The organism is Sphingobacterium anhuiense, assembly GCF_042686355.1.
GTDB lineage: Bacteria > Bacteroidota > Bacteroidia > Sphingobacteriales > Sphingobacteriaceae > Sphingobacterium > Sphingobacterium anhuiense.
Genome location: NZ_JBHUPE010000007.1, coordinates 388,766 through 402,973 on the forward strand (window position 1 = coordinate 388,766; position 14,208 = coordinate 402,973).

Here is a 14,208-nt window from a genome sequence, read left to right on the forward strand (position 1 = left end):
TTTTAATTAACTAATACTCTTGATATTTATTTTAAATTTTCCCAATACCATTGAATAGCTGCCTTCAAGCCCTTATCAATAGTATGAGTGGGCTCATAACCTAACAGATTTTTTGCTTTTTCTATTGATGCTAATGAATGTGGAATATCACCTTGACGATTCGGGCCATAAAAAACATCAACTTGTGCAATAGATGAATCAAATTCTGTTAAATATTCTTTTAAATAACCTACTAATTCATTCAAAGTAGTACGATCACCAACGGCTGTATTATATACTGTATTGATCGCATCTGAATTTTCAGTCAACATTGCCAATTCATTCATCTGAATCACATTGTCGATATAGGTAAAATCACGTGAAAAATCACCAGTACCGTTAATAACTGGACCTTCATGATTCATAAACTTCTTAACAAATAAAGGAACAACTGCAGCATAAGCGCCGTTTGGATCCTGACGGCGACCAAATACATTAAAATAACGAAGGCCAATAGTTTCTAGCCCATAAGTTTTCGAAAAAATATCAGCGTATAACTCGTTGACATATTTTGTGATGGCATATGGTGATAGGGGTTTTCCAATAATATCTTCTACCTTAGGTAGATTTTCGGAATCCCCGTATGTTGAAGAAGATGCGGCATATACAAAGCGCTTAACTTTTGCATCACGAGCAGCAACCAGCATATTTAAAAAGCCAGTTACATTAACCTCATTGGTTGTTTGTGGATCTTTAATAGAACGTGGAACAGAGCCTAATGCAGCCTGATGCAAAACATAGTTCACATCTTTTACAGCCAACTCGCAATCAGCTATATTGCGAATATCACCTTCAATTAATAAAAAATTAGGATTATCTACATGCTGATCCAAGTTATGACGGTGACCAGTTTCAAAGTTGTCTAAAACAACGACCTGAAAACCCTTTTTCAAGAAATGCTCTGTCAAATTGGATCCGATAAATCCGGCTCCCCCTGTTATTAATATTTTACTCATAGGTGTAAAGAATATTATAATTCTAAGTTACGTGTGTATAAATTAATACAATGCGCCTCTAATGGAGACGTATTGAAATAAAGTGTTATTTCCTTCTTCAGTTTTTTCGCAACCTTTGCCGCTAACTGCAATAAATATGCCTGATTTAAATCATCACCTAAAATTAACACCTCAATTATACCAGAATCGAGACCTTTTGCATAATTACCGATTAAACTAACGGACTGAACATCACCAGATCTAGATAAAACTTGATCAATGACGTCTTCAATGCCTAAAAAAGTATGAATTAATTTTTGAAGTGGCTTAAATAAAGAGTGTTGCGTATTAGCACGATAAAAAATTTTATTTTTCTCTGATTTCTTTTCGAGGTAACCCGCATCTTCCAATTGGTTTAACTCTTTTCTAATAGCATTGGTTGATTCCTGAAACTCTTCAGCTAATCCCCGTAAATAACCTTGGTTATTTGCCGAAACAAAGAATTTGATAAGAAGTTTTAGTCTCGTTTTGGAGGTAATTATCGAATCCAACATACGGTTGATTAGTGTTTGAGTAACAAAAGTACTCATAGACTATCATAAATCCAAATTAAAAAATTGTTAACAAAATGAAGTTTGTACACATAATTAGCTTATATATCAACTAAGATTTGTAATCTGTCAACTAATTATGAGGAATAATTAGTATATCAACAATAACAGTGACTATAAAATTATACATTATCGATTTACATTGGACAAATACCGTCTAATTTATAATTCGATTTCGTCAAGTGGACCGAAAGATTCAATTGTTTTTACCAGGCCCTCTCTTGCTGTAACTGGCAATCTGTTGACATTTAAGGCCAATTTAATTTTTTGATTGGTAACAACGTATGATTCGGTCAATTTCTTTAAGCGATCAGAATTCAATGGTAAAGGGAACAGATTCCCAAGTTTAACACTAACTTCAATAAATTTTTTTGGAATATTCCACAATCTTGGGGGTCTTCCCAAAGATTTTGCTATTAAAGTAATTAGATCATTAGTCGATACAACTTCATCATCAGCAAAATTATAAACTCCTGATGGGATCCCAGGATCTAATATCATTCTCTTTATCAAATAATTAAGATTGTCAATGCTCAAAAAGGAGCGCTGATTATGGAATGCGGCAAGAGGCCAAGGCAATCCTCTTTCAATCACTTTATATAAAAGGTTGAGGTTCCCTTTATTCCCTGGCCCATGTATCATAGATGGCCGGATGATAAAGAGACGCTTACCTGCAGGCAATTTACTTTTTAAAAGATATTGTTCCGCTTGAAATTTAGACCTTCCATAAGCAGTAACGGGTTTACCTTTTATATCCTCCACTAAAACACCTGTAACAGAATCAGCAACCGCTTTAACTGAACTAAAATAAAAAAAATCTTTTATGTCTGATTGCAGAAACAAATCAAAAAGTTCAATAGTTAAATCTCTATTTATTTTAAAATAATCTTTTGCCTTTATATGACTGGAAGTGTCATGCGCCTTTCCTGCCAGATGTATGATACTGTTAGCGGAAGCGCCCTCAATTCGAGTTTTCCAGTTTGGATCTCTCAAAGAAATGCCCGCAACCAACCAGCCAGTACCATTTAAAAATGATTTAAGATTTCGACCGACGAATCCAGAAGCACCAGTAATGAATACTTTTTTTGTAAATTTATTAACCTCTACCATTGGACATGGACTACTACAAAACTAAATTTAAACTCTTTAAACATAACTTTCCCTTTAAATTTTACACTACTTCGCTCAGCTATGAATAATATTTTGAAAAAATCAGTTATTTCCCCAAAGCCATCTAATATTTAGCTAAAATCAATTAAAAATAAATTTTGAGAAAATTTAAATGTGTTAATTAATATTTGCGAAAATACGAATTAATCCATTAAATTTCAAATCATAAGGAAAATTATGATATATAATACTAAATGATAAATCGAAGATTGTAATTCCTATCACTAACAGGATCAATGATATTGCTATAATATTAATACAATAATAATCTGGCCATGAAAATCCATGATAAAATTGTCTCTATGTTTTGTACAATCGCTTTTTGATACTTTCTTACAATTATTCATACCATTTATATATATTAATAACGTAAAAATTAATAAATCCCTATTTTGAAATTATAATTTTTTAAATATTTGGAATTCAAAAAAAATAGCTTACTTAATCTTATTTAAAGGTTTTATGTAATTTTACTTAAAATGCATTGCCAAATATTATATAAAGAATAAGATGATCTACAGTATTATTTTATACGTTATTTACTTAACGTTAATTAGATTACCAGTGCTACATCAAATATTAATAATATCTCCAATTTGTAAAATGTATATATGTAAAACTTTTATATACATTTTAAATTAAGATAAAACCAAAGCCTAAATTCTTTTAGATGAAAAAATAAAGCTTTTAATTTTTCATTTAAAAGGCATCTTAGCATTAAGCAGATGTCTTAAAAAAATGGCCTTAATTATTTGAGAATAAGATTTGCAATTGTAATTTTAGATAAGAATTAATCAAAAACCTAATATAATTTTGTAAGATACTTCCCTCTAAGAGTCTAACAATTTGTTTTCTATCTCTCTCCAGATCCTTTCCTGTGGAAAATAAGTTGTAATATAGTCTTTTGCTTGTTTTCCATGTATTGCTAATATCTTGGGATGAGAATAATAAAATTCAATTTTTTCTATAATATCTTCAGTACTATTTTCAATATGTAATCCAGTTATATGATCACGAACCGCATCAATACAGCCTGTAACTTTAGTAACGATCGCCGGTATACCCATAGCACCTGCCTCTAGAACAACTGTAGGAAATCCTTCTCGGTAAGAAGGCAGAATTAAAAGACTCATTAAACGATAGTATGGTACTACATCTTCTGTAAAATCTATATGGATAATACTGTCCATACTTTTGATCTGTCTACGGAAAGATTCTGAAATTGAATCCCGCTTTTCAAACGGACCAACAATCAGTAACTTCATATTCGGATGGCTTATACTTAGAATTTGCCAAGCTTCAATCAATTCCACAATACCTTTATCCCGAACTAAGCGTCCAACGAATCCTACAATAAAATGATCAGAGTTTATCTTTAATTGTTTCTTCAATAAATCACTAACTTCCTCACTTTTTGAATTATTAAATCTTTTTATATCAATACCGTTACAGGTTCCACTAGATAAGATTAAATCCTTACTTACGTCTATCTTTTCAGATTTTACTTTTTCTAAAACAGATGGACTTACATTAACAACTTTTGTGGCAATTTTCACGGTCAAACGTTCAATAAACATTAAGACTCTCTTTTTTAGCCCGTTAGAAGTTTCAAAAACAAGACCATGACGAAAATAAATACGATTGTCAACACCTGCCAAATACGCAGCAATCATAGCCACCATAGCTCCTTTGGGTGTGTGGCCAAAGACATAATTTATCTTATACTTCCTTATTATAATAAATAGCTTCAAAATAGCTGACAAATCCTTAAAAGGATTTATGCTCCTTTTTATCGGAATATTAAAATAAGGAATATTAACTTTTTTGGCAAATTTATCTAAAAATTCAGACTTATGACATGCAATAAATTGAATAACTCCCCGCTTCTTAAAATATTCAAATTGATCTCCAATAAAGTAAGGTAAAACAAAAGCATCATTTACAACTTGAAGAAGTCTAATCTCTTTTCTTTTCTTTTTTCTCATTTAAAACTGTTGACTACGCAATATTAACTTTTCTCAAAATTTCTCTTAACCTTATAATATAACTATGAAATTATCTGAAATACTTTCCAAATAAAGACTATTTTGATTAATACACAATATATAGCACAAATGAACAACTGTTTTATTCAATATGCATGATTTACGTTTCATAATTAATAATCACTATTTCAAAAACAACCAGCTCATCAAGGGCTTTATTATATAAAATAATTATTGTCTGCCAAACTTTTTATAAAGTAATCGTTTTAAGTACTTGATTAGAGAAAATATATATGCCGATAGAAATTGAAAAGAATTCATGGCTCCCATTGATCTTAAAAAACGAAAATTTGCAAGCTCAAACATAATCATCATTTGTAAGTTTGCAGATAAACCACCGTTTGAATAAAAATCAAGTTCTTTTACATTTTCTGCTCTTCTTCCCAAAACTAATGCTGCAGGATATTTTTTAACAATCTGCAACCAAACTTTATAATCCTCTGAGTACTTCTGCTCAACATCAAACGGAAACTCTAAGAGAACATCCCTACTAGCTAGTACGGTTGACGTTTGAAAATAATTTTTATAAATTAAATGTTTAAAAAGAATAGGCTTAAATCTTTTACCTTTATCGTCTCCACTCATACCAACTAACTTATAATCCAAGTGATTTTGAATGAAATTAAGTTGTTGAAAATTTTTTGTACAGTCCCATCGATCATCAGCATCTATAAATGCAATATATTGTGCTTTCGCTCTTCTAACGCCCTTATTTCTCGCTTGTGATGGTCCCGAATTTTGCTGAGTCAAAAGAATAAATTCTATCGTCGAATTCTGCAGATCTCTGATAAAATTTTGCACGAAAAGTACACTCTTATCACTTGAGCCATCATCAATTACAATTACTTCTAAGGGAAGTAAATTCTGACAGGTAACAGATGATAAACACGATAAAATTGTTTTTTCCGCATTGTACATCGGAATGACAACTGAATAGCTAAGATTATTTATTGATGACTCTAACACCATTAAGTGAATTTTTTAATTTAACATTGCGATCTAAAATTATAAGCTCACTTACTATTGGTTTAGCGGTTACCGTCCCAAAATATTCCATTTTTAAGGGTTCTATTATGTTATGATGAAACTTATTTTTTTGAATAATCATCTTTTTAGGAAATTCATTTCCACCAAATACAGTCATATATAGTGCAATCTTTAAGTTATGAGTACCTTTAAATGAATTGTTGATAATTTTAAAATTGTTGATTTTCGAGACACTCCTCTCATAGGAAACTCTCACTCCGTAATTAAAATTTCCGGTAATACTGTTATTATTGATATTACAAAAAGACAAACTAGATTCAAATATACCAATAGCATTGTCACAAACTTTTGCATATTGCTCTGCTATGATTGTATTATTCGTCATATTGATCCCATTTAATACTTCGTAAAAACGTATTCCAGAAACTAACGGAGAATTTGACTTAATTAATGTCAAATGATTTCGGTGCAATTCGACTGTACCACTCTGTTCAAACCACATCCCTGATGGAGGGTTATTATTACGAATCTTTCCAGAATTAACTTCGACAATATTATCTTCTACAATCAGTTTACTATTTTTGTATCCCAAATCCTTGGCAAGATCATGGACAATAGCGCAACGGCCACCATTGAAAACTTTATTGTTCCGGATAATGGTATAATTAGAATATGCACTGATACCATCACCGTATATTGTAAAATAGGGGTTTGACACAATTTTGATAACAGTACCGTCTACAATAAACTGGTCTGTTAAAATACCTGCATTTGTTACGGAATTTCCTTCAACATACATGGAATCGACTTTATGACCGATGATACCGCTTCCACTGACATCTTTTACGCTATTATCACGAGTGATAAATGATTTAGTATTGAATGCAGCGATGCCATTACCGTGAATCCTGAAAAAGGAACATTTTTCTACAGTAACATGATTAGCATTGTATACAAAAATACCAGTGATTTCATTTGTAATTAAAATCCCATTTTTCCCTTGTCTTTTCCAGGTTCTCGGATTTGACAGATAATTACCGTCAATTTGTAAGTTTTTGAAGACAAGGTTTGCATTAGGTTTTTCTGAAAATATAACAGCCACCTTTACAGGGTCTCGTGAATCCTTTTTTAAAATAGCTCCATCTTCGCCCTCAAACGTAATCAATTCTGTAGTCGTAGCCTTTATGTCAATAACAGACGTGAGATACAGACCTTTTGGAAAGTAAAGAACACCGCCATACTTATTAATTTTAGATAATGCCGCCAAAATACTAGGTGCATCATTATGTTGACCATCTCCTTTTGCTCCAAAATCTCGAACATTTACACGCGTCTGTCCAGATATCGAAGTAAAAATGAATAGCAATAATACCACATTTACTATTTTAAATAATTTCATCCCAGTAGGTATTAATAACTTCTTTTGTATAATTCTGCGCAACTTTCTCTGCGCCTTTTGATTTTAATTGTAATAACTCTCTGTCGCTCATCAACTGCTCCATTGCACTTGCGAGTGCTACAATATTTCCATTCTCAACCAAAATACCATTCGTATCATTTACAAGCTCACGAGGACCGGTTGGACAATCAAATGAAACAATTGGTAGGCCAAATCCTAGCGCTTCTAATAAAACCATCGGAAAACCTTCAAATCTCGAGCTCATTACATAAAATGCAGCCTGAGAATAAATTGAATTTACATCTGATACCGCAGATTTTAATTGTACATTCGAAATCTTGTTTTCTGCAATCAAAGCTTCTAACATGGTTCTATCTCCATAATCATGCCCAACGATGAGCAAATTCCAATCTGGATACCTTAAGGCGATCGAAGCAAAAGATTGAATCAACAGATCAAACCCTTTTTGTGGTGTAAATCGTCCTAACGCAATAATCGTTTTCTTTGTCTCTTCATAAACATAAGGACGGGGTACAAATGGTATAGCGTTTGGTATACAAAAAAGCCTTTTAGGGTGATAGGCTTTGCGTATAAAGCATAAGTCTACTTCCGTAAGCGTAACAACTGTAAAATACTTATAAAACACTTTCCTGAGTAAACTGGAAAATTTTCCCTGCTCCGTTATGGAAAAATGCTCAGTTGATATAATTTGTTTAACATTCTTTTTGCGGCCAAAAGCTAAATAAAAGCAGGTTGCCAATAAAACGTTTGTACCAATAAGAGTAGCTTTACCCCTTAAATCAATTTGTTTTTTTAAAAATTTAGCAATCTTTAAATGCTGTAAACCAATTTTGACAGTACCCATACCTTGATAAATAGGCATTTCCAAAAATATTACATGGACTGAAAATCTGGATAAGTCTAATGCCAAATTAGTTTGTGAACTACAAAGCAATAAGTAGATGTTTTCGGTATCGGGACGACTACGTAAGTATTCCATATTTGAATACAAAACCCGCTCTATACCTGCAATTTTATCGAATGATGTATGTAAAATATAATAATTCATATGCTATTTAAAGGGTATACCTTCTAAGCCTTCTTTAAGAAAAGTTTTATAGGGTATAAATTTGTCATTATCAAAGATCTGAAAACCATCCATTTCATTAATTGTCCTTACAAAAAGAACATAACTGATCATAGCTACACCACAAAAAACCAAAATGCGGCCAGAAGTTTCTTTGAAAACAAATACACACATCGGTATTACAATCGGATATAAAATTTTAAAATACATTAAAACTCTATTAAAACTACCAAATGACGATGCAAAGATGTAGACAAATAAACTGATCCAGAAAATATTATAAAACAGCTCAAAATTCAAATAGCGTTTTCGTAATATATTTTTGAAATACATCATAAAAAATAAGATTACGCACCAAAATATGACGATTGTGTTAATAAATGAGGTTCTTCCCGCCAAAGAAAGTGAAATTTTTTCCGCATTAAAAATCGGTAGGACTGTAAGTAAAACATGTGCTGTCTTTTCCAAAATATTTGAAAGATTCAAAAAAGAAACTAACAATAGTAAAAAGATAACAACAATATTACTTACCCTTCTGTTCCCATAAAAGGCAATCGGTAATAATACTAGTGCAGAAACATGAAATAAACAAGCAATTAAAATGTAAAGGATATATTTCATTTTTTTCCCTTCCACTAAATATTGTAGTGCATAAAAGAATATTGATGTCGCCATAAATTGGCGAAGAGCAGACCAACCAGACAAATAAGCAAATGCAATATAAATAAATGTTGCGGTAAAGACGTAAGGTGTATATTTACCGATCCTTAGGAAAAATAACGCAACAAAACTGGCTGTAAACACAAAATGAAAGACAGTAAAAGGAAGCTGAAACGTCTTAAAAACACCTATTTGTACTAAAAATAAGGGCTCAAAACGAGAAAGAATCATATTAAATTTGAAAGAAGAAAGTAATTCAGGAAAGCCAGGTATAATATCATAATAACTCTTATAGGTATGATAATCGGGACCGACCACACGTGTTCCTAAAAAAATGGAACTTATAACAAAGCATCCAAACAATAATATTGTTTTAGTTATTTTGTCAATGTTAATATAGTCCAACATGCAAAAAAGTAAAAAAATAGTATAAAATGCTAAATATGTAACCATATATCTATTTTCTAAGCTTTTTAACTAACTTTATGAAGTTAAAACACAAATTCAATCTAAAATAATTCCATTTTAAGAATTTCTGAGATCCCCTAAAATAATAATAAAATAAAGTAAATTTAAGAGAAATGTATCTATTACTATCGAGCCTTTTATAGTAAAGTGCTAACCCTCCCTGAAGCTGATTGAAAAGTGTCATACCATTATTATCTATCTGCTTATACAATTGCGATAATTTTAACAACTCTTCGATAACATTTATAAACTTATCTGAATTGTATTCTTGCGACAATAAAATAGAAGATTCTTCCTGGAAAAACAATTCTAAATCATACATCAAACCTAGATTGTCTCTTAAATGCTTTTCAGAATAGGTATTCATAATTGAACCTACTCGAGCACATCTATAAGTGTAGAAGTTATATGGGATGACAACAATTTTATTAGCTTTTTGAACAAGTTTGCAAACTGTTAACACATCTTCATAGTAAACACCTACGGGAAATTGGATATTTGTATTTTTAAATAGCGAACTTTTAAATATTTTTGAGCAGGCACTGATATCAATATCTCCATTTCCAAACATGGCCAAAATCGCCTCGTCTGAAGTATAAAAAGTAGGTGCAGTACTCTTTACAGTTCCCGAATTGATAATATGAATACCATTAAATAACTGAAATCCATAACAGATAATATCAATATCTCCATGGATTAGATCGTTTTGTCCTAATATCTTTTCAAACATTACAGGATCAATAAAGTCGTCACTGTCCAAAAACATGACGAACTCCGTATCAGCAAACGAAATACCTTTATTACGACTCGCAGAAAGGCCTAAATTTTTTTGATTATGAATGATAGTCCAATTAAATTTTGGATCAGATGATTGCAAATATTCTTCCAAAAACAAAATCGAGCGGTCAGGAGTCTGATCATTCACAAATATCACATCAAATTGCTGATTAGTCTGCGATACTAACGAACGTGCGCACTCAACTATATAGTCCTCTACTTGATAGATTGGAACAATAATAGTTATTTTATTCATAAGCCTATTCTGTGTATAAGTGCTTTGATTTTTTTCTTTATGATATAGGTCATATTAAAAGATGAATCTCGACGCTCTAAGAATTCTCCTAAATACATTTCCTTATCTATTCCTCGACGTTTGCAGGTATCCAAGATAATTTCAATATGTGAAGCAAGCGCTTTATAGTAATTCTTGCCTAACGATATACCACCACTGTGAACCCGATATAAATATAAAAACTCGTCAACATGTCCCAATTCCCCAACTTCTTCCATAAGCAAATAGAGATCTTGATCCACCGCTCTTTTATAATCAGTATTCATACCTATAGTTTCCTTATAAAGCGAATGCTTAAATGAGGCAAAATGGGAAATTGAGGGTTTCTCATTATACATGTCCAATAATGACTTTCCTTTGTCAGGTAAATAGGTGACCATTTTACGTCTGCGACCCAAATTGCTGTCACAAATGAAAAAATTGGAGGATATTAAGGATGCGTCGGGTTGTTTTTCATGAGCTGAAATCATTACAGAGAGTGCATGCGCCATGAGGGCATCGTCAGGATCTAAAAAACCCAAAATATCGCCAGAAGCCTCATCGATGCACCGCTTTTTTGTATAAGCAACACCACTATTAACCGGGTTGATAAATAATCTTATCCTCACCCCTTCATCAATAAAGGATTGAATGATAGAAAGAGAATCATCTGTAGAACAGTCATCTACAATGATAATTTCCCACTCGGAATAGGTTTGACAATGAATACTATTTATCGCATTATGGATATATTGACCATTATTATAATTTGCGATTAGTAGCGAAAACAATTTATTTTTCAATACTCTTTTTATTTTAAACGATCTGTACCTTTCCACCGGTATACACGAACGTAATCCACCACAAAATCAACTCTTTTATTGCCAAATAATTTAACAAATTCGGCTTTATCACCAACCTCACAACTCAAGATTATATATTGAAGTGCGTCCGAAACAGGAACATCAGTACTTTTTAATTCCCAAACCAAATAATTGTCAATAAAAAACCGATAACCAGTGGGAAGCCATTCTAAGGCGAATGTATGATAAATATCATCGTTAAATGTTTCTGAATACGTATTTTGCCCTACCGATTGTTTGTTTTCTGCATATCCATTCCAGTGTATAGCATGACTTAAAAATTTGGGATCACCAAAAAATGTCTCCATAATATCGATTTCCATACCGTCCTTTACAGGATCCATTGTTTTACCGTAACTATGAGATTGTAACCAAAAGGCCGGCCAAAATGATTTATTAATAGGGTAAATTTTTGCTCTGCATTCAAAATAACCGTAACGCTGATCCCGCTGAATGACAGAGCCAATCATCCCTGTATAGATTTTATCATCCTTAAGATAATTGGAGATCTTTAACGTACCGTTTACAGTATCTATCGAAATCGCATCGGGGGTATTAATCGCATCCCGACGCGGACCATTTGCCCTGTAAAACCATTTCGTTAAATCAAGCTTATTTCCATCAAACTCATCAGACCATACAAGATCAAAGTCTTCCGGTGGCAAGCTAAATTTTTCCTTTTTCTCTAATTGAGAAATACCTTTTTTTCCGCATGAATTACACAGAAACGATATTAGTATAGCAAATACACAAACTGAAGATAGTTTATTGAACATAGTTCCTATTACATTAATTTTTTATAAATATCCATTAACCGCTGGCCTAAGACATCACTTGTATAATATTGAGCTGCAAATTCGTGTGCCGCCACTGAAAATTGATTGTATAGCGAATTGTTCAACATTAGTGACATAATTTTTTCTGCAAAACCATTGACATCATTCTGCTTAACGACAAATCCTGTTTCCCCATCGATCATGCCAAATTTAGTTCCTCCGCTATTTGATGTAATAACCGGAAGACCAAGAAATTGAGCCTCTTGAATTACGAGTCCTTGTGTTTCTGCCCGCCCTGTTTCCAGATCGTCTATACCAGGTAAAATAAAAATATCTCCCTGAGACATGACGTCAAACACATTCTCCTGCTTTAAGGATCCGTATAGTTTAAAATACTTATCAAAATCATTTTTACGAATTACTTCAATAAGCTCTTCTCTTAAATCACCATCACCAATTATAGCGATATTAAAATTGGTCAAATTGTTCTGAATTAAAACCTTAGCAATTTCAGGTAACAATAATACACCTTTAAGACCAATTAAACGACCGCAGAATACTATTGTAAAAATAGTTTTATTATTGTACAAAACGTTTCTTCTCTTCTGATAAAATGGGTCTAAAAAATCCTTATCAAAGCCAACAGGTAATTCATAACATTTTGATGTAGGTATTACTTCTTTAATGATACGACCAAAATATAATGTATTATACAAAAACCCGTCAAATCTGGTAATTATATGTCGATAATATTTTTTATAATAATCGGCACGATAGGGCTCAAAATCATATCCATGAAAGGTACAGACTATTGCCGCTCTTTTAAAATATTTTGTTAAGTATATTTTATGAAAAAGAACAGCATGATCTCCAAAATGACAGTGGACAATATCAATTTTCTTTTCAAGAGCGACTACCTCTTTTATAGCGAGCTGCGGTTCAAGATGTAATAAACGTTTTAATTTATTGGAAATCCTAACAGACAAGTGATCTGTACAAAATTGATACATACAATGCTCAACCAACTGGTACTTGTTGCTATAACTATCCGAAATAGTGGCGCTACCTTTTACCATTGATAATAAATATACCTGATGCCCCCTGTCAATAAGATCATTGATCTGGTTGATAATAAACGTTTCGGAATAGGTCGGAAATACACCGACCACAAATAATATGTTCATAATCCAATCGGTAATATTTTATTCAATACAAATTGACCAAAATCCTTATTTCTAAAGCACATTTTCCAGAATTCCCAGTTATAAACCAGACTTCGTAATGAATAAATTTCTCGCCAAATGCCATAACATTGTTCTAGAGACCAATATTGATAGGTTGAAATTGTTTGTTTAGTAAAATTAGCTTCAACCAACTTTTTACACTCTCGATAGGCTTGATAGCGGCTATGGATATAAGAAATATCTTTCTTTGAGTTTGTCAGGGAACCCTTTGTAATCAATTGGATATATAATATAGATTTAATGATCACAATCTTTTTTGCATATGCTAATAAAGATAGAGAAAACAAGTGATCTTCATGTGCGCTACGGTCAGTAAAAACAGCACAACTTTTCTGAACAAGGCTTCGCTTAAAAATGTAAGTCCAGACAGCAGCAGTCCAATAATTCTTTTTTAACTGATTATTTAAAAATGCATCGCTATCTCTAATAATACTATTTTCCTCAAAACTGATCTTATAATTATAACCCGTTTCTCCCCGCTTTTGTTGAATAGAACTATAATAAATTAAATCAGGATTTTGAGCGGTGGCCGTCAGCAATTTAATAATATAATCATCACTAATTAAATCATCAGAATCAATAAAAGCTATGTATTGACCTTTAGCATAACTCAAACCTGCAGTACGTGATTTTGAGGCTCCTCTATTAATAAAGGAAAACAAATAAATACTTTTACCAACATGGTTTCTTATAAAATTTTCTAACTTATATGCTGTTTGATCTGTGGAGCCATCATTAATCAGTATAATTTCAAGATGCTCATTATATTGATCAACAAGAGTTTGTAATAATGTTAGAATATGTTCTTCAACATTATAACAAGGGATAATAATTGATAGTTTTTTCTCCTCGGTCATATATATATGTTCTGCA

General features: G+C 32.0%; 13 protein-coding genes. All 13 read right to left on the reverse strand.

The features are described from left to right. Window positions 1–26: 26 nt before the first annotated feature. On the reverse strand, window positions 27–995 hold the full coding sequence (locus ACFS6I_RS18290) for an SDR family oxidoreductase (RefSeq protein WP_380922792.1): 969 nt from the start codon (window positions 993–995) through the stop codon (window positions 27–29). Between the two features lie 14 nt (window positions 996–1,009). Continuing rightward, on the reverse strand, window positions 1,010–1,564 hold the full coding sequence (locus ACFS6I_RS18295; protein WP_380922794.1) for a winged helix-turn-helix domain-containing protein: 555 nt from the start codon (window positions 1,562–1,564) through the stop codon (window positions 1,010–1,012). 183 nt (window positions 1,565–1,747) lie between these two features. Beyond that, the gene (locus ACFS6I_RS18300) at window positions 1,748–2,695 is read right to left on the reverse strand and encodes an NAD-dependent epimerase/dehydratase family protein (RefSeq protein WP_380922796.1); all 948 of its coding nucleotides are present in this window, start codon (window positions 2,693–2,695) and stop codon (window positions 1,748–1,750) included. Between the two features lie 890 nt (window positions 2,696–3,585). After that, on the reverse strand, window positions 3,586–4,740 hold the full coding sequence (locus tag ACFS6I_RS18305) for a glycosyltransferase family 4 protein (protein WP_380922798.1): 1,155 nt from the start codon (window positions 4,738–4,740) through the stop codon (window positions 3,586–3,588). Between the two features lie 231 nt (window positions 4,741–4,971). Beyond that, window positions 4,972–5,769, reverse strand: a complete 798-nt coding sequence (locus tag ACFS6I_RS18310) for a glycosyltransferase family 2 protein (RefSeq protein ID WP_380922800.1) — start codon at window positions 5,767–5,769, stop codon at window positions 4,972–4,974. Beyond that, a complete protein-coding gene (locus ACFS6I_RS18315; protein WP_380922802.1) occupies window positions 5,744–7,186 on the reverse strand; it encodes a right-handed parallel beta-helix repeat-containing protein in 1,443 nt (480 codons plus the stop codon). The genes ACFS6I_RS18310 and ACFS6I_RS18315 overlap by 26 nt, the downstream gene beginning before the upstream one ends. Then, complete coding sequence (locus ACFS6I_RS18320; protein ID WP_380922804.1) at window positions 7,173–8,255, reverse strand: glycosyltransferase; 1,083 nt, start codon at window positions 8,253–8,255, stop codon at window positions 7,173–7,175. The genes ACFS6I_RS18315 and ACFS6I_RS18320 overlap by 14 nt, the downstream gene beginning before the upstream one ends. Window positions 8,256–8,258: 3 nt before the next feature. Next, window positions 8,259–9,341 carry an EpsG family protein gene (locus ACFS6I_RS18325; RefSeq protein ID WP_380922806.1) on the reverse strand — a complete coding sequence of 361 codons (1,083 nt, stop codon included), beginning with the start codon at window positions 9,339–9,341 and terminating at the stop codon, window positions 8,259–8,261. 49 nt (window positions 9,342–9,390) lie between these two features. Further along, a complete protein-coding gene (locus tag ACFS6I_RS18330; RefSeq protein WP_380922808.1) occupies window positions 9,391–10,434 on the reverse strand; it encodes a glycosyltransferase family 2 protein in 1,044 nt (347 codons plus the stop codon). Further along, window positions 10,431–11,255, reverse strand: a complete 825-nt coding sequence (locus ACFS6I_RS18335) for a glycosyltransferase family 2 protein (RefSeq protein ID WP_380922810.1) — start codon at window positions 11,253–11,255, stop codon at window positions 10,431–10,433. Before ACFS6I_RS18335 ends, ACFS6I_RS18330 begins: the two co-directional genes overlap by 4 nt. An 8-nt stretch (window positions 11,256–11,263) precedes the next feature. Then, a complete protein-coding gene (locus ACFS6I_RS18340; RefSeq protein ID WP_380922812.1) occupies window positions 11,264–12,091 on the reverse strand; it encodes a glycoside hydrolase family 16 protein in 828 nt (275 codons plus the stop codon). 8 nt (window positions 12,092–12,099) lie between these two features. Beyond that, a complete protein-coding gene (locus tag ACFS6I_RS18345; protein ID WP_380922814.1) occupies window positions 12,100–13,275 on the reverse strand; it encodes a glycosyltransferase family 4 protein in 1,176 nt (391 codons plus the stop codon). Then, complete coding sequence (locus tag ACFS6I_RS18350; RefSeq protein WP_380922816.1) at window positions 13,272–14,192, reverse strand: glycosyltransferase family 2 protein; 921 nt, start codon at window positions 14,190–14,192, stop codon at window positions 13,272–13,274. Before ACFS6I_RS18350 ends, ACFS6I_RS18345 begins: the two co-directional genes overlap by 4 nt. Window positions 14,193–14,208: the final 16 nt, after the last annotated feature.